At 40.0% G+C, this 22,982-nt stretch carries 19 protein-coding genes; 17 read left to right on the top strand and 2 right to left on the bottom strand.

Going from position 1 to position 22,982, the window contains the following annotated elements; translation table 11 throughout:
* Positions 1-51: 51 nt before the first annotated feature.
* Positions 52-939 carry a LysR family transcriptional regulator gene (locus OCV12_RS22160; RefSeq protein ID WP_261886177.1) on the top strand — a complete coding sequence of 296 codons (888 nt, stop codon included), beginning with the start codon at positions 52-54 and terminating at the stop codon, positions 937-939.
* Here OCV12_RS22160 and OCV12_RS22155 read toward each other — a convergent pair.
* Positions 928-3,612, bottom strand: coding sequence for a bifunctional acetate--CoA ligase family protein/GNAT family N-acetyltransferase (locus tag OCV12_RS22155; protein WP_261886176.1), 2,685 nt, complete (start codon positions 3,610-3,612; stop codon positions 928-930). The two genes, OCV12_RS22160 and OCV12_RS22155, sit on opposite strands and share 12 nt — an antisense overlap.
* 216 nt (positions 3,613-3,828) lie before the next feature.
* On the opposite strand from OCV12_RS22155, the gene OCV12_RS22150 reads away from it, so the two are divergent.
* Together OCV12_RS22150 and OCV12_RS22145 are read left to right on the top strand one after the other, a co-directional pair.
* The gene (locus OCV12_RS22150) at positions 3,829-4,392 is read left to right on the top strand and encodes an SPOR domain-containing protein (protein WP_017632853.1); all 564 of its coding nucleotides are present in this window, start codon (positions 3,829-3,831) and stop codon (positions 4,390-4,392) included.
* A gap of 180 nt (positions 4,393-4,572) precedes the next feature.
* Positions 4,573-5,568 carry a D-alanine--D-alanine ligase gene (locus tag OCV12_RS22145; RefSeq protein WP_261886175.1) on the top strand — a complete coding sequence of 332 codons (996 nt, stop codon included), beginning with the start codon at positions 4,573-4,575 and terminating at the stop codon, positions 5,566-5,568.
* Positions 5,569-5,719: 151 nt separating this feature from the next.
* Here OCV12_RS22145 and OCV12_RS22140 read toward each other — a convergent pair whose 3' ends face one another.
* Positions 5,720-6,688, bottom strand: a complete 969-nt coding sequence (locus OCV12_RS22140) for a tyrosine-type recombinase/integrase (RefSeq protein WP_261886174.1) — start codon at positions 6,686-6,688, stop codon at positions 5,720-5,722.
* 100 nt (positions 6,689-6,788) lie between these two features.
* On the opposite strand from OCV12_RS22140, the gene OCV12_RS22135 reads away from it, so the two are divergent.
* The 14 genes from OCV12_RS22135 (at position 6,789) to OCV12_RS22070 (ending at position 22,680) form a co-directional block, all read left to right on the top strand.
* Complete coding sequence (locus OCV12_RS22135; RefSeq protein ID WP_102383143.1) at positions 6,789-7,157, top strand: DUF3319 domain-containing protein; 369 nt, start codon at positions 6,789-6,791, stop codon at positions 7,155-7,157.
* A gap of 3 nt (positions 7,158-7,160) precedes the next feature.
* Entirely contained in the window at positions 7,161-7,472 is a 312-nt protein-coding gene (yciH, locus tag OCV12_RS22130; RefSeq protein WP_261886173.1) for a stress response translation initiation inhibitor YciH, read from the top strand.
* A 1,150-nt stretch (positions 7,473-8,622) separates the two neighbouring features.
* On the top strand, positions 8,623-9,126 hold the full coding sequence (locus OCV12_RS22125) for a hypothetical protein (RefSeq protein WP_261886172.1): 504 nt from the start codon (positions 8,623-8,625) through the stop codon (positions 9,124-9,126).
* A complete protein-coding gene (locus tag OCV12_RS22120; protein WP_261886171.1) occupies positions 9,126-9,278 on the top strand; it encodes a hypothetical protein in 153 nt (50 codons plus the stop codon). The genes OCV12_RS22125 and OCV12_RS22120 overlap by 1 nt, the downstream gene beginning before the upstream one ends.
* Positions 9,278-9,511 carry a hypothetical protein gene (locus OCV12_RS22115; RefSeq protein WP_261886170.1) on the top strand — a complete coding sequence of 78 codons (234 nt, stop codon included), beginning with the start codon at positions 9,278-9,280 and terminating at the stop codon, positions 9,509-9,511. The genes OCV12_RS22120 and OCV12_RS22115 overlap by 1 nt, the downstream gene beginning before the upstream one ends.
* 187 nt (positions 9,512-9,698) lie before the next feature.
* On the top strand, positions 9,699-10,199 hold the full coding sequence (locus tag OCV12_RS22110; RefSeq protein ID WP_261886169.1) for a hypothetical protein: 501 nt from the start codon (positions 9,699-9,701) through the stop codon (positions 10,197-10,199).
* A 128-nt stretch (positions 10,200-10,327) separates the two neighbouring features.
* On the top strand, positions 10,328-10,810 hold the full coding sequence (locus OCV12_RS22105; protein ID WP_261886168.1) for a hypothetical protein: 483 nt from the start codon (positions 10,328-10,330) through the stop codon (positions 10,808-10,810).
* Between the two features lie 48 nt (positions 10,811-10,858).
* Positions 10,859-12,187 carry a hypothetical protein gene (locus OCV12_RS22100; RefSeq protein WP_261886167.1) on the top strand — a complete coding sequence of 443 codons (1,329 nt, stop codon included), beginning with the start codon at positions 10,859-10,861 and terminating at the stop codon, positions 12,185-12,187.
* 722 nt (positions 12,188-12,909) lie between these two features.
* Complete coding sequence (gene drt3a, locus OCV12_RS22095) at positions 12,910-14,172, top strand: antiviral reverse transcriptase Drt3a (protein WP_261886166.1); 1,263 nt, start codon at positions 12,910-12,912, stop codon at positions 14,170-14,172.
* A 1-nt stretch (position 14,173) separates the two neighbouring features.
* A complete protein-coding gene (drt3b, locus tag OCV12_RS22090) occupies positions 14,174-16,123 on the top strand; it encodes an antiviral reverse transcriptase Drt3b (RefSeq protein WP_261886165.1) in 1,950 nt (649 codons plus the stop codon).
* A 392-nt stretch (positions 16,124-16,515) separates the two neighbouring features.
* The gene (locus OCV12_RS22085; protein ID WP_261886164.1) at positions 16,516-17,358 is read left to right on the top strand and encodes a hypothetical protein; all 843 of its coding nucleotides are present in this window, start codon (positions 16,516-16,518) and stop codon (positions 17,356-17,358) included.
* A gap of 711 nt (positions 17,359-18,069) precedes the next feature.
* Positions 18,070-19,218, top strand: a complete 1,149-nt coding sequence (locus OCV12_RS22080; protein ID WP_261886163.1) for a ComEC/Rec2 family competence protein — start codon at positions 18,070-18,072, stop codon at positions 19,216-19,218.
* 5 nt (positions 19,219-19,223) lie between these two features.
* Positions 19,224-21,473 (top strand): ThiF family adenylyltransferase, encoded by a 2,250-nt coding sequence (locus OCV12_RS22075; protein WP_261886162.1) that lies wholly within the window; start codon positions 19,224-19,226, stop codon positions 21,471-21,473.
* Positions 21,466-22,680, top strand: a complete 1,215-nt coding sequence (locus OCV12_RS22070) for a patatin-like phospholipase family protein (protein ID WP_261886161.1) — start codon at positions 21,466-21,468, stop codon at positions 22,678-22,680. The genes OCV12_RS22075 and OCV12_RS22070 overlap by 8 nt, the downstream gene beginning before the upstream one ends.
* Positions 22,681-22,982: the final 302 nt, after the last annotated feature.

The following is a 22,982-nucleotide window of genomic DNA, read 5'->3' as shown; positions in this document are numbered from 1 at the left end:
TGAATGCTTCCATTTTTGTGATTAACCTCTCATTTATAAAGTAGGAAACTGATGCATAGCCCAATAACACTTGAAGCGTTACACATCCTAGATGCCATTGATCGACGTGGAAGTTTCGCCGCTGCGGCCAATGAAATGGATAGAGCACCCTCATCACTTAGCTATCAAATTCAAAAGCTCGAGCAAGACCTAGATATCATGATTTTTGACCGTTCAGGTCACCGTGCAAACTTCACGGAAGCGGGGCAATTGATACTTGAGCAAGGCAGAGTCATTCTTGGTGCGACAGAAAGATTGGTAAACGAGGCGAGCATTCTAGCCAATGGTTGGGAGTTGGATTTGACCATCGCCTTTGATGGCATCATCCCAATTGCCAACTTCTTTCCACTTGTCGATGAACTAGGAAAAATCAGTAAGACACGTGTTCGATTGCAAGAAGAGATCCTTGCAGGTTGTTGGGAGTCACTGACCGATGGCCGTGCAGACTTGCTGGTGTGCCCGAAGGTCGACACAATTCCAAATGATATGAAAAGTGACGTAATTGGTAAAATGGAAATGGTTTGGGTTGCGGCATCAAGCCACTATGTTCACAAACGTTCTGGTGAGTTTGACCAAGCAGCAAGAGAAAGTTACAGGGTAATCGCAATTGCGGATACAGCCCGAGATCAACCTGCTTTAAGTCGTAATATTCTAGAGAAGCAGCCGCGGTTAACAGTAACAAGCTTCTCCGCAAAAGTAGAAGCGTTAACGACTGGACTAGGTATAGGAACCTTGCCTTGTAGTGTTGCTAAGCCTTTGATCGAATCGGGCGTTTTAATACAGATTGCCGGTACCGAGCCGCAGCCAATCGACATTGTGATGGCTTGGCGACGCAATAAAATGGGCGACGCCAAGTCTTGGTGTATTCAACACCTTAAAAAAACATGGTCACTCAAGTAACGGTAACACCATATCTGCCGTGCCATCTTCAAAACTGATATCTAGCTTAAAACCGAGTTTTTGAGCTAGTGTCAGCATTCCTCTATTGGTTGGCATCGTCATTCCAGACATCTGCTTGGTCTGTTTCGCACGGCAGTAATCGATTACTTTAGTCATCAAAATACGACCTAAGCCAACACCTTTCAGATCTGAACGAATCAGTATCGCAAACTCGGCATCTGTGTTCTCTGGGTTAATCAGCGCTCGGGATACACCAATAATCGCAGGAACGCCTTGTTCCTTACGCACCACAACAAAAGCGATCTCTCTATCAAAATCGATCTGAGTAAAGTTCGCTAATGCTTCGTGATTGAACTCACCGACATCACTAAAGAAGCGTTTATAGAGATCCTCTTTTGATACTCGGTTAATAAAGTCAGCATGAAGCGGCTCGTCTTCAGGAAGAATAGGGCGCAGCAGTACTTCAGTGCCGTCTTTCAACTGTATCGTCTCTTCAAGTTCGACTGGATACGGGCGAATCGCGAGTCGCTCCTGAGGATCGCCTTCATACGCTTTCAAGATTATATCGGCATCCAATATCGTGAATTTGTCTCCATTGGCAAGTACTGGATGGATATCCAAATCGTGTATTTCAGGGCAATCAACCACCATTTGAGATATACGAACCAACAATTCAGAAAGCCCCTCGATATCGATCGGGTTAGGTAATTTCTGCAAACGGATCTTGCCACTCTTTATCGCTCGAATAATCAAGTAACGAGCCAGTGTCATGTTAAGAGGTGGAAATGCGGCTGCCGCATCGATCGATTCGTCCCATTCAGAGCCCCCTTGGCCGAGTAGGATGATCGGCCCGAAGGTTTCATCGGTTGTTACTTTCACTCGAAGCTCTTGGCCGCCGGCAAGCTTGGCCATGCCTTGAATCAACAAACCGTGAATATGGGCGGTAGGGAATGACAACTGAGATCGGTCGAGAATCGCTTGAGCAGCGTTAGCGACCTCGCTGCTGTTTCTTAGATTAAGCATCACACCTTGTACATCTGACTTATGCGCGATGTCTGGAGAACGGAGTTTTACCGCAACGGGATAACCAATCGTTTCAGCAATATGTACCGCCTCGCTTGGGTCAGAAGCGATCCAAGTCGGTAGAACATCCAAGTTGAAGTGTTTGAAAAACTGGCTGTTTTGGTGGGTATCAAGACTAACTGTATCTTTATCCAGTAATTGGCGTTCAATCCAATTTTTCGCATCAGCCAAGTCTTCAATATGTACTTTTTCAGCCGTGGTTGGCGTTTCCATTAACTGACGCTGGTTACGTCGGTACTCGACCAAGTGCATGAAGGCAACCACCGAACTTTCTGGGGTGCGATAGGTTGGAATTCCCGCTTCAGTAAACAGTTTTCTCGCAGGCCTTGCGGTGAGCTCGCCAGACCAATTGGTTAAGATATTGAATCGTTTATGACGAGGATGCTTCTTGATCGCTTCGATGATTCTTTCCGCGGTTTGAGCCGAATGCGCGACAGCCGAAGGACTGTGCATAATCAGAATGGCATCGGCTTCATCACCATTAAGCAGAGTATTAATGGTATCGATGTAACGCTGATCGCCAGCATCACCAACAATGTCGATAGGATTGCTGTGAGACCAGCTTGATGGTAGCACCTTGCTGAGCTTATCAAGTGTCTCATCTGAGAGTTCTGCTAATTTACCACCACGATCAAATAGTGTATCCACCGCCATAATTGCAGGGCCACCGCCGTTAGTGACAATGGCAAGACGTTCACCACGCAGTGGTACAGAATGAGTTAGGGTTTCTACCGCAGCAAACAGCTCATGCAAGTTCTTAACTCGCAACATGCCACTGCGTCGAATTGCGGAATCATAGATAATATCTAGTGTGTCAGCGCCGCCAGTATGTGCCATAGCAGCAGCTCTTCCTTTCGCCGTTCGACCACCTTTTAATACGAGGATTCGTCGGTTACGTGAGGCTGCTCGAGCTGCAGAGATAAAACGCCTCGCATCAGTAATGCTGTCGACATAGAGCAAGATTGCTTCGGTGTGAGAATCGGTACTCAAGTAATCCAACAGTTCCGAAAACTCAATGTCACTGCCATTGCCGATTGATATAAACGCAGAGAAGCCAATCTCTTTGTCGTTGGCCCAATCGAGTATGGTGGTGCATACCGCTGCCGATTGAGAAACAAAGGCAATTTTTCCTGGAAGTGCAGTAACAGGAGAGAAAGAGGCATTTAGGTTTAGCCAAGGAACAATAACCCCTAAGCTATTTGAACCGAGCACGCGAATATTGTGTTTTTTGGCGATCGCTAGGCACCTTTCATCAAACGTCTCACCATTATCGCTTAGCTGTTGCATGTCCGAAGAAAGGACAATAACAGACGCAATTCCTTTCTCGGCTAGCTCTTCAAAAATGGCAACATTACGTGTCGCGTTAGTGCATAAGATGGCAAGATCGGGAACGATAGGCAGTGACAAAATGTTCTTATAAGAGAGAACACCCGCCACAGAGTCATATTTAGGTGTAACCGGCATCACGGCACCTTTAAAATCCCCGTGCAATAAATTATTCATAACAATATAACCCGCGCGCGTTTCTCGTTGCGAAGCGCCAACAACAGCGATAGAGCGGGGTTTAAGTAGGGGATCAAGATGATTCATAGACATATCCTAGCAATGCACGTAAGTTCATCGTAACTTACTTTTCGATGACAGGTTGATGGTAAATTCACCGAATTAAGATGAAGAAGCAAACACTGCATAAAGTTTGTGAAATAGGTCACCCACTAATGGTGTATAATCTCAAAGTTAACTTGATTCTAAACCGACGTATCGGCATGATTTATAGTAATTATTATTAAGGACATAGAGCTTTCCATGAAAAAAATTGCAATTGCGACTTTGCCTCTGCTCTTGGCTGCATGTGTATCTGAAAACTACATCACGGATGTGACTTCAGACAGTTATCAAGAAGAGTACAAAACTGCCAAAGTTGAAGCTCCAGTTGTATCTCAATCTGAGCAAACAGGCGTTGTTGAAGAGAACGTCGTTAACGTTATCAAGACTGAACCTGTAGAACAGAAAGTCACTCAAACAACTAGGGCTAAACCAGTTGCAACCGTGACAGGTCCGACGAAGAAACAACAGGACATGAACCAGCGCTTTGGTTACACGGTTCAAGTTGTTGCTGTTGGCAGCCAAAGTAAAGTCGACTCTTTCGTGAAAATGCTACCAACAACTTCTCAACCAGTTTGGGAAAACTACAAAATGGTTAACGGCACGAAGTGGTTCACAGTACTTTACGGTGACTACGCAACACGCTTAGAAGCAAAAAAGGCGATTTCAACACTGCCAACCACTTTCCAAAACTTGAAGCCGTTCGTTAAGAGTATTGATGACATCAAGAACTCTGAATACCCAACGCTTAACAAGTTAAACTAAGTTTTGATTCATAAAAGAGGGAGCAACTGCTCCTTCTTTTGTTTTAAGACTCGCTGTTTTGTTTAATTGTTAATCGCTCAATCTTTCGAACGCAATTTTGACAATCAAAACACTGTACCTATCTCGACTTTTGTTTATCATTGAAGTCAGTATTCCTAGTTTCAAGGACCGATTTTACCCATGAACAGCACAAACATTCTTCTACTTTGCGGCGGTGGATCTTCAGAGCATGAAGTGTCTTTAGTTTCAGCCAATTACCTTTTTGAACAACTCAATAGCGTTGCCGACTTCAACGTTGTAAGAGTTGAGATAAAGAACGAAGGCTGGTGTCTTGATTCAGGTGAATTGGTTTACCTTGATATTAACGATCAAACCCTACGTGGCGACAATCTAGAATCGAAAGTCGATTTCATCGTACCTTGTATTCACGGTTTCCCAGGTGAAACGGGTGATATCCAATCACTGTTCGAAATGGCTAAGATTCCATACCTAGGCTGTGGTTCTGAGGCGAGCAACAATAGCTTCAATAAAATCACATCAAAACTGTGGTATGACGCACTGGGCATTCCAAACACACCATACCTGTTCTTATCAGACAACACGGAACAAGCTCACGCACAAGCAACTCAAGCTTTTGAAACTTGGGGTAAAGTGTTCGTGAAGGCTGCACGTCAAGGTTCTTCTGTTGGTTGTTACCAAGTCAACAAAATCGAAGATCTAAGCGAAGCGATCAACAAAGCATTTACCTTCTCGGATCAAGTACTTGTTGAGAAATCAGTAGTACCAAGAGAGCTAGAAGTCGCAGCATATGAAATCGACGGCGAGCTACACATTAGTAAGCCGGGCGAGGTGATTGCACCGAATGGCGCGTTTTACTCTTATGAAGAGAAGTACAGTGCAGACAGTCACTCAATCACTGAAGTTGAAGCAAGTAACCTGACTGACGAACAGCGTGATTTGATCGCAGACAGCGCGCGTAAAGTATTTACACAGATGAAGCTTCGCCACTTATCTCGTATCGACTTCTTCTTAACACAAGATAACGAGATCTACCTAAACGAAGTAAACACCTTCCCAGGTATGACGCCAATTTCTATGTTCCCTAAAATGGTGGAACATGATGGCCACAAGTTCAGCCAGTTCCTAGAGAACTGCGTTAGAACGAGCCTTGCTTAATTCATCTAACGAACCTTCGTTCATCTGAACCTAACAACACAATGCCTTAAGCTTTCCGCCAAGGCATTGTTAGTTTTTAGAGGCCAATTTTTAACGCCTATGATGCTATTCGTAATTTCCTTGAGGAGTTTAGTGACCTGATGGCCAAAGCTTATTGCCAAGGAATCAAAGCTTTGAATTTCATTTTCTCGCTCTCAGCAGTCCCAGAATAACCCACATATTGAGCGGGCATAGCAGGGCTGAGCCAACGACCAAAATCCTGAATTTCTTTTACCTTAAGACCTTGTTTCGAAAGCTCTTGTGCAGCACCAACACGAATCGAGTTACCTGAGAAATGGTGGTTTTCTGCAAGCTGCAGTAAATCACTCGCTCTGCGTAAAATTCGATAGATTGACGAATCGTCCAAAGGTTGAAGCCCGATGTTTTCATGCTTATCTATTGCACGGAACACGGGCAAATCCTCTTGCGTTCCAATAAACGAAAGCCAACGACCTAGAGCGAAACTCGCGACTTGCGAAAGCTCATACACAGAATCCTTAATTGTGATTTGGTAATCGCTATCGGTACTCTCGATGTCGTTCGTCGATAACAACTTAAGTTCTGAACGCTTCAGAGCACACTCGAACATCACATTGTAAATAGCGATGTCACGAATCTCTTTTAAGTTGGCCTTATTATGCGAGAGCAATGTGTTTAACTCAGTGAGATGTGCAGACGTCATAGCGTTAGTTTGCTTCGAATCGCCCGCCATTCGAGCTTGCAAGTGGAGCAGGGTAAAGCGAACTTGTCGATGTTTGATAGGATTAGCGAAGCCAAGCACTGTGTGTAACAAGCTAAGCGTTGCAGTGTAACGTTTTAGCGATGCATATTTTCTGTCATTGGATTCAGTCTCTAGAAAACGACGAATAGCGGTCACAGATGCAGGGAGCGTATTGATACGGTTTTTATTACAGAACGCGTGGTAGCGATTCCAATCACTGTAGATGCCTAACAGTGAATTGCGAGAATACTGGTATCCTGTTAACTCATCTATAATTTCAATTGACGCAGTGTTGTTCAATTTTTCAACAAATGAATTAATTATCACAGAGTCAGATAAAATAGGGACTTTTTTTCTCAAATTACCGTACCTTAGCAGGTGTTTTTGCCATATTATGCTTGATATCATTAAAAGTATACTTATGATTAATGCAGCGAAAACAAAAAGATGATCAATAGATATGGCTAATTCAATTTACCGAAGCATCCATCTTCAATCGACGGATGCCACTAACACGGTTTGGCGTGCGAAGTTAAAAAATAATGTTATTCAAGGCAACCTAGCTGCCGTTAAGAAGAGTATTGATTGGTGGATTGAAACCGCATCTATTATTGATCCAAAAGAATTCACTGCGTTAAATAAGTCGAGAGGAACTGGTGGTTCGACCGAAAACTTCAACGGCTACCAAATCAAGAATGACACCGGTGAGCCTAATGCGTGGTATTGCATGTTTAATGGTCGCCTAATTAAAGGCGGCAAAATTGCGATTCAACGTCATATAGAAGCTTACTTACTCGCAAAACAAAAAGCAGAGCAACAAAAGAAGTAAATTATGAGCCTAGTATATTCAACAGAAACAGGTCGTATTAAGCCTGAAGAAGAGAAAGTCCAACGTCCCAAAGGCGATGGGATTATTCGAATCCAAAAAGAAACCAAAGGCCGTAAAGGCAAAGGCGTTTCTGTCGTAACTGGCTTAGACCTAGATGACGCACCATTAAAACTCATGGCAGCAGAACTTAAGAAAGTATGTGGCTGTGGCGGCTCAGTAAAAGATGGCAACATCGAAATTCAAGGCGACGCACGCGACAAGATCAAAGCGCATCTTGAAAAGAAAGGCTACAAAGTTAAATTCGCTGGCGGTTAATCTCTAACTAATACCAGGGTTAAAATCGAAGATTATTATCACTGGATATTAGGTATTTTATGGTAAATAACCATTATGGTTAAATACACAGTATAAATCAGAGAATATCGACAACAAATAAAGGCAGGGCATCACATAAAGATACCTGCCTTATAAACACCAAATTCAATTTAACAATTCTGGGTTTCAACGGTGTTCATGAATGAAGATGCTCCAAAATTAGCGCTAAGCACTTGTTGCCTATATGTTTTATTGTTCAAGCCAAAACTTTTCCAACTCATGAACCTCAATTTACTTCATGAACTGTCAATTCTCCGCTCAAATTTCGTTCAACTTCAGTTTCTAGGTTCATGAACCTTTTTCTTACTAATATGTATTTAACGCAACGTTTCATATCGTAATTGTCTTCTCTGAAGTAGCGCAGTTCACCAACTCGGTAATCACTTATCGGCTTAACGCACTGCGAAAAACAATTAATGTACTGTATTTCAAACTACTATCTCGACGATATCTTTGAGCAGCCATTGTGAATTCCATTTTCCTTTCAGTTTCTCTATTACCACTCACAGTACCAAGCAAAATTCGAATTACTTACAGCGGCGCAAAATCGAGTAGCTCGATTTCGATTCAAACGCTACAACGTCACTTTTAAGTGTAAAGGAAACTCAACGATAAGTGATAAAGAGAGGCAACAAAGACAAGCTAACCTAGAATCAGTTTTATCTACCAACACAAAGTTGGGCTTTGAATTGACGGATACGCTACTTTTGTTGGTTTTTCTGGCCAGAATATCGTGACATCGAATAGGTGTAACAATTAGGTGAAGAAAAGAGTAATGGTGGCCGCCAACTAACGAGGACGTTCTCAATAAGGATGTCCTTTTTAATAATCACAAACCATACGGTGGTTGGTATATCTCAACGAGACCGGACAATTATTTGAGTGGAGTGCTACCACAGTGAACGGAGTAGAGAGCAGGACGAATATTGGACGTGACGAACAAACCGTATTAGAAACAATTAGTAACAAACAAGAGATATGTCTAACCCCCTAGTTTTGAAGGGCTATAACACAAACGAATAATGCGAATTACCATTCGTTATATACAAAAACCATACAATAAAACATAACTTTTCCACATGGAGCGGCAATGAAACTCAAAGCAATCGCACTGGCAAGTTTAAGTCTTTTCGGGTCAAACGTACATGCATCAGAGCAAAAAATTTGGGAAATTGATACGGACGAGGGCTGGGCGACAGCTCCACTGGCGACCAAATTCGGGGACGAAGCTGATAGCCTGAAGATGGACACCCTGATTACTCGTCAAGTGTATCAAGCGTACGGGGACGTCTACTTCATCACGCCAATCTTCGTTCGTTGGTTAGACAACAATAAGCATGAAGAAATTTGTAACGAAACCAAGAAAGGAAACTGGAACACGCTGCCGATTGAAGTTAGTGGGGAGTGGATAACGATGAGCTACTGGTGCAGCAATGACACTATTGCATACATGCCACAGAAAGGTCGTGATCGAGCGAACCTTGACAATATATTCAAGCGAAGCCGGACAGTAACAGTTTTCGGTCACGAAGTGACCGCAACGGGCTATACAGCAACTAACAGTCAACTTAAGAACATGTATGGATTACGATAATGAAATTTAAACATCTACGCAACTACCTGATGATGCAAGTAACAGCGTTCGCACCGTTCCTGATTTACCCTGAGGGCGGGATCGCACTAATGGCAGTTGGGGTGATTCTGGCTTGGGGTGTAATGATGAAACTAAAAGCATGGGAAGCGTAATGGAAGCCATAAAGAAGAAAAGCGGAGTAGCTATATTCATCGGAGCGGCAATGACCTTTTGTATGTGGTCGATTACGATGGTTATTTGTATCTTCTTTAACATCGCAGTGTTCCATGACCTGAACGCATCTTGGTTCGGTGAGGCATTTGCGACAATCGGCTCAGCCGTCGGAGTCATCGCAGCAATAATGTACCCATTCTACAAAACATTTAAATACACAGAAGCTCAGTGATGAAGAAGTTATCAGTAGTTACCCTCAGCATCCTTGCGAAAGTTGTGTTGTTATCCGAAATCCAAGAAGAGCAGGGAAACAATACCTAATCCCTTGCTGAAAAGGAAAGTCTTACAAATAGCGTCCACATAAGGGCGTTTCAGCATGTTCCTTTTACATCTCCATTTGACGTATTTAGAACTCGATTATGTCTAACTCTATTGATAGGAAGTATCAAAGTACGATTCAGTTGCTAAGTAGTTTACTGAAAAAACACGAAATTCAAAGCATCAAAGAGCTGGTGCTGTCGTGCCGAAGCAACAGTGAATTCATGCAAGAATGGCTATCTATATGGAAAGAGTGTGCCATGAATAATGGTGGTAAATTAGGTTTGGGAACCGTTGGTACTATTATAGGGGCTTCTTTAGGTGGTGTTGGTATAGCAATGGCAGGGACGGCTTTTGGCGCTCCATTAGCTGCAATACTTGGTTTGGGTGGTCTCATCTCTGGCAGTTATCTTGATTCAATTGATTTGTTTTCAAAAGAAAAAATGTTGAAAACTAAGGTCTCAGAGGAACTATATAACAAGATAAAACACGACTCAGACTACCTTGATATTAATGTAGAGCAGCTACTTATAATCATGATTCACAGTTTCTATGAAAGAGATGGTACACGGGTGTCTCCAGTCGATATCAAATCTCAATAAGAAGAACTGAATGGGACAAAAACGCCTTAGTGTCAGATAATTACGTTTTGAGTGTGTTGACCTAGAACGACACACGCAGAGTTGATAAAGTGCAGCATATTATTAAAGAGTGACGTAACGGGTAATCGATGCGATTTTTTACTAAGAATAGAAGTTCAAAGAAAAGAATAATCGAAGAATGGGTATATGAGCTAGTTGCTGATGAACTGAGTGTTGGAGAAATACGCAAAGGTTTGTGGACTAAAGCTCGTGGGTTATCTGAAGGCGATACAAATAAATGTGAAAGCATTTATATACAGCTTAGAGCTGAATCGATTGTTGATGAAGCGAAGGTTCTCAATGAAGCTTGTGAAATGTTTGCTCGCAATGAGGCGAAAAGAGAAATAAAAGCAGCCACGGAACTACAAGAGCAAGCCTCAGAAGCTTGGGAATCTCATTTGCTATTATCTATTCACAATGAAGATTACGACAAGGTACATGGTGTCATTCGCTCTGGTGTCACTATCCCGAATGAGGAGTTTGCAGAAAAGTGCAAGTTTCTACTTATTAAGTGCAAGAGCCAAGATTTGGTTAAGCTTGTCACCTTTTTTCTGAAACAAAGTAACTACTAGTGCGATGATGTGGCCCTACGGTACAAATAGACTTAGGTATTGAATAAAATGTACTTCCATCAAATACTAAAATTGTTCGTTAAAGACAAGAAAACATCCCAAGTCGACGGGATAGTCAACACACAAAATAATAAGGTATCAGACACAAGCTTGGATGATTTAGTAACTAAATGTGATACAGAACAAAACGAGACTCTACCTGAAATTGATAGCGAGACCGACTCAATGCAAATGCAGCAGTCCAGTTTACCTTCCGATAAAGTAGTCCCGGAAATAAATCCACTTCAGGGGTTAGCTGAACGAGCGTTTAAGGAAAGTGGTGCGAGTTTTCATAGCGAGCTATTCCCCAATAATGAATCGAATAACACTAGGTCCAATCGAAACAACCCAAGAGTGATCGTTAAACCATCAAAAGAGAGCGATTTTTTTGATCTTTGTATGAATAACATCCGACACGTGAGTGTTGGTGACTATTTAAGGGTCAGACAAAATGGCATATATAACGATGCTAACTGTTTGGTGAGTGATTTCGATAGTGTAAGTCAAAAAATTAAGTATAGAGACAGCCTAAAAGTTGAAGAAGTGTTTGAGGCTACGCTTACTGCTCCTGCATATTTGAAAGTTGAGGTGATTGGTTATGAGTTGCTATTGGTTGATTATGTTGAACTAGAGCGTAAAAACGTCAAAACCCATGACGGACAAAACCTTTTATCAGTAGCAAGAGACTACGTTGAAAATACAAATCGATCAAAGAAAAATTATGGATACAAATTACACCTAGTTGAAGATGGATATACATACTACGTACTCCTTTATTACGGCTCAATAGAGCGAGCTAGTGTGATTGATTTTGGTATAGATGGTCAGGGTTCTGATGGCTGTATCGTATTAGGAACAGCATCGGCGGGGTTAATTTCTGATTCAACACGTTCTCAAATGTTTGAAGTTACAGATGAATATGACAGACCCCATCCTAGCCAGAGGTGCCTTGGATGGAAATCATCGTTAGAGCTAATCGTTGAACATGGAAAAATCTACCTATGTATATTTGATACTCAAAAGCCTGTTAGGCAGTTAAGCGATACGACTATAAGACATAACTCTCAGCCTAACAAAGCCAATGGTTATGTACGCCTAGAGAATGGAAAGTATCGCTGTGCGAGTACCGATGACATATTTGTATCTTGCTGGTTTTTCAGTAAAAAGCATAGTGTCAAACTTAGTGATGTGGATGTTTTGAGAGCAGCACAAGCAGATAGTATTAGACATGAGAAAAAATGCCGAATTGAGTTTGAATCCGCTAGGCAGGTTTGGGGTGACTACGTTTATATGTATCCAGAAAAGTGGCTTGAGCACCAAAGCCCAAGGCTTTGGTGAGTGTTTCCTTCAGAATCTTTGGATTAGCTTTGAGGCAAAGACTCGGCACAGTGTGAAAGTGGTCATGTTAGCCGACACCCAAGAAGAGTAGGAAACAAGACCTAATCCCTAGACGAGAAAGAAGGTAAAGTATTACAACAAACGTCCACATAAGGGCGCTCTATAGTAATCACGAATACTAATAATCATGAACCTAAAAAAACTACGCAATTCAAAGTTATGAACCTAAGTATTACCCCAACACATTTAACAATTCTGGGTTGTGGGCAGGTGCGTGAGTGAGTAAATGCTTATAATTGACGTTATTTTAGTCACTTACCGTCAAAGAAGTAACGAACTTGTACTCATGAACCTAAATTTAGTTCATAAATTAGCTCCTTTTATACTGTCGCGTGACATATCAGCATTTCAACTTCATGAACTATGAGACTCACTCTCAAGGCCAATTGCAGTGGGAATACTTCATTGCACCTGTAATGATACTGTACACCCTTCTGGGGTAACTTACACATATCCCATGTTTTGAGGAGCACAACGAAAGCAACCGACATTGCTTAAGTAATCCTGTATTTGTATCGTCCCGTAATTTATTGGAAGTAAGAAATCGATATTATCTGTATAGAATACATAGGAATAGCAGCTTCATTGATAGCTGTCTGCTATAGAAGGTATGATGTGCATGAGGTATACTAGTTGCTCCGTTGCATAAATACCTGATATCAATGAATGAGCTAGCATATATCCCGAGACATTTTAGAAAATGTGTGAAGTACAAAAATCTGATAAAAATCGAAGATTTCAAGAATAATGACAAACTTAACAAAGTTTGTACAAACGCATATAAGAAAGTTCAAACAGGGTGTGAGTGGACTGGTTCAATCAGTACTACGTCTGTTAAAGGCAAGAGGGCGTACACTTTATCTACACCAGAGTCACTGCTAGTCAATAACCTACTTATTAATAATATTAGTTATCGATATAAAACAAAATGTATCGACCGAGATGTAACTATACGGCTCCTAATATCACATCTTAAAGATTCTTATGGATTCACTGTACATCGATTAGATGTAAAGTCATTCTATGAGTCTTTCGACCGAAATAGTATTATTCATAAGTTAAAATCAGATGCAAAGTTGTCAAGAAAGACATTGTTTACATTAGATAACTTATTTAAAGAGCTAAATCTTCTCGGTGTAGAGGGGTTACCAAGAGGTATGGGTATAAGTTCTACACTGTCAGAATTAATGATGTCTGATTTTGATACTTGTTTAAGCTCAAAAAAGGGAATTTTATTTTACAGTAGATTTGTTGATGACATCATAATCCTATCTACACCGAGCGTAACAAAAAATAAATTGGCTGAATTTATATCGGATGCTCCGTTCCCAAAAGGACTAGAGTTCCATAAACATGGTCCTAAAGTAACTTACAAAAAGATAAAAAAGACATCTGAAGACTCTGAAATAATTGAGGATTTTGACTTTCTTGGTTATCAGTTTAAAGTGAAATCCATTGAAAATGAAATAGGCACCAAGTTGAAAGTTGGTAGGCGAATATTAGAAGTGGAAGTGTCTGATGAAAAGATCGAAAAAATAAAGAAAAGAATAATAAGCTCTTTCTGTAAGTTTATATCCAGTAACAAACCATTGGACGAAAAGCTTTCTATATTGAGGAAAAGATTAGATTTTCTATCTAAGAATTACCCTTTAGTGAATGCATCAGATAAAAGTCAGGTTTTATCAGGAATATATTTCAATTATAAATATACATCTAATCCAGATAAGATACGTAAAATTGATAACTTTTACAAAAGCTTATTATTTGGTAATAAAAGTAACTTAAGTAAACGAATTAGAAAAAAAATCAGTTACAAAGATAGATACATACTTTCAAAGATATCTTTCTTTGATGGATTTAACGAAAAGAGATTCTGCAAATTTTCATATAAAGATTTTAAAGAAATCAAGCAGGCTTGGATATAGTATGAAAAAAACGTTAAAAAAAGGGGACTATAACAGAGTTCTTCTTTCTGAAACTGCGCCACTTGATGTGCCTGTTATATTTTCGAACAATTGGTTTTATGAACATATTTCAGATTTTGATTTAGGCTCATCTTCAGAACTGAAGCGTAAAATAGTTGAGCATTTGTTTATATGCAAAGATCCAAATAAAGATTTTGTTCCTATTAAGTACTCTATACTCAAATCGAATGGTGGTACAAGACACCTTGGTTTACTTCACCCTTCAAGCCAAACACAAGCAATAGAACTTTATAGAATATTTTCAGATAGAATTATACACTCTTGCAAAAAGAGCTCTTATTCTATACGAAAACCTATCTCAATATCTTCATGTTATTATCTCAAGAGACAAAAAAGTAACACTTCTAATATTCATCAACCATCAACTTTTCTAAGCTATGGTAGTTATAGTAAGCTTAATAAATTCTTTGATTCGAGAGAGTTTCTTCTACTCGAAAGGAAGTTTAACCATTTTTGGTCCATTGATATTTCAAAATTTTTTGATAGCATCTATACACATTCGATATCATGGGCGCTAAAGAGCAAGGATTTTGCGAAAGAAAGTAGAGAAAAAAGTGATTACTCTTCTTTTTTCGATAAATTAATGCAGAGGTCTAATTATAATGAGACTAACGGCATCGTAATAGGGAATGAAGTTAGCCGTATCTTTGCTGAAACAATAATGCAAGCAATCGACTCAGATGTAGAGTATGAATTGGAAGAGAAATCTCAACTGAAACATGGAAGTGATTACTCAATTCGTCGGTATGTAGATGATTACTTCATATTTGGTAATAGTACATCTGATCTTGACTTGATTATATCGAAAATAGAATCAAAACTAAGATTTTATAAGCTTCACCTCAATGAAAAAAAGTTTATCAAGAGAAATAGACCTTTTATTACTAACATAACGAGAGCTAAGATTGATACTCTAGATGCTATCGGTTGGTTGTTCGATTTAATATTCGGGAAAAGTGATAGCCAAAAGCTTTCGCTTATAAAAAAACCTAATGTTGTTAAAAGGAAATTTATCGATAGAATAATGGCAGCATCTTATCAAGACCAAGATGCTTATGTTGTTATGTGTAATTATTCAATCGCAGCTATTGAGAACAAGATAAACTCTATAATAAAATCTGAAGAATTTATTTCATCGGATTTTTCTTCTCAAAAAAATGCGCTATTAACCTTGCTTGATATATCATTCCACTTGTTTAATATATCTCCTAATTCATCAAATAGTTTGAAGGTCAGTAAGGCCTGCTATTCAATCTATAAGTTCTTCCTTGAAAACCATGACGAAGATATAGATATGTTGGCTTTGGAGATAAGCAACCAGATAGAGTCATTTTTCTCTAGTGGTACATTTAATAACATGGCCTCAAATGTGAATGCATTTGTACCAATTGAATTTTCAAATATTTTATGTATATCAAAAGTGATGGGTGATCACTACCTTCTTACAAATTCAGCATTCTCTAATGTATTTAATATTGAAGGACTCCGTTCGACCTCTACAGAGTATTTAACAAGTGAAGACTGCTGCGATTACTTCCATATTATGACAGCATTGTATTATGCTGGTGATGTCGAGGAATATAGCCGATTCATTGACACAATAACTAAAGAGATAGGTAAAAGACTAGGCGATCTTTCACGTATAAGATTTGACGCAAGAATTTGTTACTTGTTTTTGGATTCTATGTCTTGCCCATACATAGATGGCAGACGAAAACGCAACTGGGCGAAAAAGTTTGAAAAAGACATGTTCAAAAGGGAATTGCCGGAGGATGAATCTGAAGAGCTGTATCAAACTTTGATTTCTAATACTTGGTTTATTTGTTGGGACAAGGAAAAAGTTCTTGAAAACCTGATGGAAAACAAAGAGTTGTTATTTGGTTACAGTTAGTGTATATTCCTTTTGAACGGTGACATCTGTGCAAGGCGCTTTTTAAGTGCTTCACAGTTACTTCAATAGTAATGTTGATTATAGCTGTCCCATTGACGTTTTTCCTAAGCCTTCCGGCTGTGGGCGAAATTTCATTGCGGTGCCACGCTCTAGCTTGGCACACACACCTAACAGTGTCACCTTTCCCCTTCGGGGCTTCCTTTTCAACCGTATGAAACCAGTATATTTTAAGTAACCACTGGTACTTCGACGATAATTATCTTGCTCAATTAAGTAAAGTATCTTTTCTCGTAAGTAGTAGCAGCCTTTAGTCGACTGTTTATCTTGATTTTAGTATTGATGTTGACAGTATTATCATTAACTGTGAATATACGCGACTTTTTGAGAACTACATGTCAATGACACTCGAAAGCCCAAGGTTATGTTCAACGTATCCACTAGCTTTAACCTCTTTTAAGAACATGCTTCCTGATACAACCCCTTATAAACAGGCAGCTCTCGATTCAACATGCCAAGTAAAAGATATCTATGGTCACAAAGTAACCCACCGTCATTTTGCGGGTTATAGGAGTTCACCAGCGTCGATTTTAGAGGCGATGATATGGCGATTACCACATAACCTAGTTCCCAGTTCTTTTCATGAACTGATTTATGACGTTTCAATTCCCAATGAAGATAACCCTAGGTTTCGCTTTGAGTATACTGCGATTCGCTCTACCGGAACATGTCCAGTGATGATGTTCGCAGATCTAGATGTTTTTGTCGGGCTTCTTTTGATTATGGACAAAAAAAGAGCCAATCGTGGAGGGGTGGTTGAATTTGATACGAGAGATGTATTGTCGCTTACAAACCCAAGGGTTACGAAAAATCGTAGATCTAGATATCAAGCTATCAATGAAAGTTTGCTGCGTATTTTGAATACGAAATTTGACTTAATATCACTAGCCGATGGTAATGAGCGTTCAAAGTTTGATTGGGTAAAATACCATCATAGTAAAGGCGTTTCTTGTTCATTAATGGAGTTTTGTGTCGCTCCAAATTTGGATTTACTACACCAACTCTTAAAATCTGTTTTTACACGTGAGGGTAGTTGGAATATTGTATCGGGCAGTCAGCGCCATAGCTTGAACTTAGATTACGGAATACCATTTGATGATGAGCAAGCCCCTCGCGAAACACTGTCAATGGAAAGAAAGATCAATAGGATTTATCGTTCTTATATGCAAAAGGATTAAACAACGATTCTTAAGGATTATAAATTGAAACCTCTGAGCTTTTTCTTTCACTTCATTTGATGTTTACACAACTAGTGTGGTGTGTCTCTGGTTAAAATCTATCTGCTTGTAGCAACGATGCAGACCGAAAGTAACGTTCTAAGTCATGACAAATAAGAGCGTTCGTATTCATTTTAGTTTCGAGGCAAAGATGGTGGGGGAGTTTTCTTTGCCATTTACAGCTAACTGCGCTCATACTAGTTCCCAAAATTGGAAAGCTCATGTTTATCTTAACCGAAACCCGCCTAAAACTTGTGCTTGATGGGTTTATGCGTGCGCATAAAACTAATATATTTAACCTGATTGAACGTTAGTTACCCGCAGATCTCCGCGCTCTCGTTTTATGGATCAATTGTCTTAGATATGTTTGTCGCTTGTGTCCTTTGTTACCACTGTTTATCGCATGTAAAAATGTCTCTTTAGCTCCAACAATATGCACACTAACCTTTGCTCTGGTTATGGCAGTATAGAGCCATGATCTATCAACTAGATTACAATATTTTTTGTTCTCACCCATTCGAATTAACCAGTCATCAACATAGAACTCACAAAACCTCCCCACAATCATAACCACTACATATTGTGTTGTCTTTTAGATTGATTGGACATATATTGTGTATCGCAAGTTATATGAAATCGATCTAATAACAAAACTAACAATAAGGACATGGCATGGCTACAGTTAAGTTTTATCCCGTCGGTAATGGGGATTCAAGTCTAATTACCTTACAAAATGGGAAGCATATTTTAATGGACTATCGACAGCATAATCTTGCTACTGATAGCTCAAAACCTCAATTCGACATAGCTACCGATATTAAGAAAACATTCGAAGAGGCTAATAAAGATTGCCTTGAGGTACTAGCTTTTACGCATGCAGATAAAGATCATATCGAGGGAAGTACAGAATTTTTTTACCTAGAACATGCCAATAAATATCAAGGCGAAGGCCGTATTAAGATTGAGCAACTTTGGGTTCCTGCCGCGATGTTACTGGAATCTGTTGATAGAGATAATCTTTCCTCAGAGTTTGCTATATGGCGCTCAGAGGCTCGTTATCGATTAAAGAACAAGAACGGGATACGTGTATTTTCACAACCGGACGAACTAGTAAAGTTAATCGAGAGCTGGCAGATGAACATCAATGAATTCTCTGATTTTATTGTTGATGCAGGCACTGTGGTTGATACATTTTCGCTCGAACGTGACAACGTCGAATTCTTTGTTCACTCACCGTTTATGGCGCACTGTGAAGAGTCAGGAAAAGACGTAAAGAAAATACGTAATCAGGCCTCTCTTATCTTCAATATTAGATTTAATGAAGGAGGTGAGGTTTATGATTATCTCGCAATTGGTGATTCAGAATGGGAGGTTTTAGAGGACATCGTTTCTATTACTCAATACTACAATAATGAAGATCGTTTACGTTGGGATCTGTTGAATATCCCTCATCACTGTAGCTACCTCGCTCTTTCGGATGAAAAGGGCGATAACGAAACAGAACCTACAGAAAAGGTCGCAGAACTTCTTTTATCAGGTAATAAAGATGCCTATTTGATCTGTTCAAGTAATTATTTTAATGAATCAACTTCTGAAGCATTAAGTTCAACTCAACCACCTCATTTACAAGCAAAACGTTGCTATGAACGATATCTGCGTGATGTTGGTGGACGTAGCTTAATCGTCACGATGGAAAATGAGAGTAAAACTAAGCCTAAGCCTGTAATTATAGAATTCACTTCTTCAGGCTTATCGAAAAAAAGTTGCAAGATGACAGCAGCGCTAACTACTGCTGCTGCGACTCCAACGCGCGCGGGATAATTTCCATGGCTGATTTCTTTCCTATTGAAGCAGATGAAATTGATCAGAAAAAAGTGGAGTTATCCGGCTCCATTTCCATGATCAAAGCAGTTGCTAAAGGCCGTAACACTACACTCATTGATCTACGTGCAAGAGTTTCCGCAGGTAAAAGAGTGGAATTTATTACTGTAGATGTTTGTAACGACGACGTGCCCTCTAGAAACTCGGTCGGTATCTGCTATCAAGAGCGCATCGTTTACGCATTTGACAAAGAAAGTGAATTACCGTCAACTTATGCCCTTCGCAAAGACTTTCCTATTACTATGCATCAGAACAGTCCGTCTGAAGATGCAGCCAAATCTCTCTGCTTATACCTCGACCCAACAGATGTAGTCGCAGCGTCATGGACAGCTGAAAAGCATTTGAAGCGTACTAACTGGTGGTTAACACAGGCATCTCTGGGTAAATTACATCCTGATGACCAAGGTATTGAACAACTATTTTTCAATCCACGATTAACACTTGTCCTACCGTATGATTACGATCGTGCTCAAAACCATGGAAGACAATTAAACGCGGTAGCGTATGAAAAAAAAGACAAAGTAGAAGGGGGAGCTTTTATTGTAACAGATTGGGAAAAGCAAAGCCCTTATCGATATGACGTATCAATAAATGTTGTGACCATTACAACCCCTTCTGTTGTTCACGGGATTGTTAATAGGAATGTAAACACGATATCAAAGCTCAATGACCTACTGAAACCGTTGGGAGTTGAACTTGTGCAGCTAATACGAGAACAATTGTTGGAAGCTATAAATTCTGGAGCATATCGTTTAGACATAGATACTACAGCTTTCATTCTAACTTTCCCAATGCAACGTTCTTCCAATGGCCCAGTAGAAGCTCGTCAAACGATGGCTATCATCGCCCTTGAATCATTAGCTGAATTAGCCGTTAAATTTGAGGTAACTAACGAAATCACTAATCTAGTCAGAACAAATGCCCTCGGTAAATTGCTACCAATGAATAGTGATGAGGTTGGTCTAAACATTGAATTCATGGAATGCCTAAAAAAAGCGGGGGCAGAAGAACGTCGTCTTCAGTCCGGCATTATAAAACCATTTGGCAAAGGAACAATTATCGGGGCTGGGGCGTTAGGAGGAGCTCTATTAGATTTTTGGGTGAAAGCAGGTTGGGGGTCATGGACTGTTGTTGATGAAGACTCCTTTCGACCACATAATTTTACTCGACACGTTATTCCCCCAACAGCTATTGGACAGAATAAGGCTGAGGTCGTCGCTGACCATTATTCAAGTTATTTTCAAGACTGTAAGTTAACTGGCATCAATATCGATGCAAAAAAATTCGAGACACCACAAGTTAAAGAATATCTAAGTCAATCAGACATTGTGATTGATGCTAGTGCATCTTTAAGCTACCCGCGGGCCATTAGTCAAAATGGATACGGCCCTAGGCATATATCTGCATTTTTCATTCCGAGTGGTAGCGGTGCAGTATTACTTGTCGAGGACAAGAAAAGGAAGGTGCGCCTTTCTTCATTAGAAGCACAATATTATAGAGTCATAATCAATAAACCTATTGGCGATAAGTACCTTGTAAGTAAACCTGATCAGTTTCGTTCAGGTGTAAGTTGTCGTGACAATTCATTTGTTATGTCTCACTCACGGGTTATGGCTTGTTCATCCTTGTTATCGGAACACATCATTAAAGCTAGTAATCAAGATGAGCCAATTATTATGATTTGGCATGATGACATTGAAACAGGAGAGCGTTCATCTTATAGGGCTGTCGCTCGTAAAAGTATCACGATCAACAATCACACTCTTAATAAGTTTAAAGTGTACTGGGACGAGGGTATTGAAGAGCGCATCAGAGAATTAAGAGCTCTAAGTTTACCCAATGAAACTGGAGGTATTTTGATTGGGTATCATGACATGACTCATAAGGTTGTTTATATCGTTGATGCATTACCTGCTCCAGACGATAGTATTGGCACTCCTACTTCATTTCAAAGAGGAACGAACGGTATTTTAGAAAAGTTAGATGAGGTTGCTAATCGCACAGCTAATAATGTGGGTTATATTGGTGAATGGCACAGTCACCCGAGAGGCGCATCCGCTCGTATGAGCACACTTGATATCGAACAGCTCACTAATCTAGCAATTAATTTATCAGAAGACGGGCTACCTGCGTACCAAATGATCGTTGGAGAGAATGAAACCAAAGTTTACGAGAAGGTGTTAGATAGTGAGTAACAGATCCAAAAAAGGTTTGGCTTTATCAGGCGGTGGCTTTAGAGCCACACTTTATGCGTTGGGCTCTCTATGGAGGATGAATGAGGATGGGTTGTTGACGAGCCTCGATACGATAACTTCTGTATCTGGTGGTTCTATTGCCGCAGGTTTATTAATGCTTAAGTGGGGCGACCTTACGTTTGAAGAAGTAGATGGTGCTCAAGGGCGTTATCGCGCAACTAACTTTGAAGAAGTAATAGCAGCCCCCCTCCTTGAATTTTGTTCTTTAACTATCACTTGTAAAGCTAGGATAATACTGCACACACTCAACCCAACAACAACAGCTGTAAATGAAGTTCGTAAGAAATATGAAAATTTGTTGTTCGGTGGAACCCGTCTTTGTGACATCCCTGATCACCATTTAGCTCCAGAATTTATTTTTTATGGTACAAACCTCGATACTGGTGCAAGCGTTAGAATCTCAAAGCATGAAATTCGAGATTATAATATCGGTTCCGCTTCAGAACACGGTATTACGTTGGCGCAAGCTATATCGATATCTAGTGGATTTCCTCCATTTTTAGCACCAATAAGGTTATACGGAAGAGCTTGGACTTGGAGTGACACACAATATAGTCGCCTCCCTTCAGAACAAATTACAAAGTTTCGTGAGTGCTTAAACTTATGTGATGGTGGTCTCTATGACAATATGGGGTTAGAGATGATATGGAAGCATGGTGCTGACAGAGAGTATGATTCAGTATTCTGTTGTGATGCAGGGGCACTGCTTCCTGTACCATGGGAAGGGTGGCTAAAGACAATAAAAAGTAAGTTTGGTTTATCCCTCAGAATGACTGACATTATGATTAATCAGCAAAGGGCATTACGCAAACGAACACTGATGCGTAATTACATTACTGGCGAATATAATGGTGGTTATTGGTCTATATCTAGTGATGTGAAAAACTTCCAAGCTATCGATCCACTGTTGTCCGATAGAAAAGCTGAACAGTATAAGCACCTTGCTAACCTAGGGACTCAATTAGACGGGTTCTCAGCCAGAGAGAACAAAATGCTCGTTAATTTAGGTTTTTGTCATGCAGATATGAGTATGAGATTAAACTACGATAAAACGCTTAGACGTCCTTCATTACCTTTTAGTACGAATACTAACGAAGATGATGCAACTCAAGACTCTCTTGCAAGTAGTCCACCACCACAATTCTAAATAGAAAGAAAGTAACTAGAATCAATGGCATTCCATCGTTGTCCATTCGTGGACAACGATGGACAATAAGCAAAGTTTTTCGACTTTAAATGCTTTTCCCGAAAGCGAATACAGTGCTAATTCCGATCTAAGCGTAATCACTCGTTGGAAAAATATTTTATAGTTAGCTATATGACGTTTTCATCCAATTCATAACCCTTAACCTTGGCTAATTTCTTGTCTACTTTGCCTTTAGTCCCACTAAGTAACGTTTACTTGGTTGATTTGGATCCAATGAATAAAGACTAATAGGAACGAGTGAT

This window comes from Vibrio pomeroyi (genome assembly GCF_024347595.1).
GTDB classification, from domain to species: domain Bacteria; phylum Pseudomonadota; class Gammaproteobacteria; order Enterobacterales; family Vibrionaceae; genus Vibrio; species Vibrio pomeroyi.
Note: the sequence above shows the minus strand (reverse complement) of the source record. Positions and strands in the feature narration are given on the sequence as shown.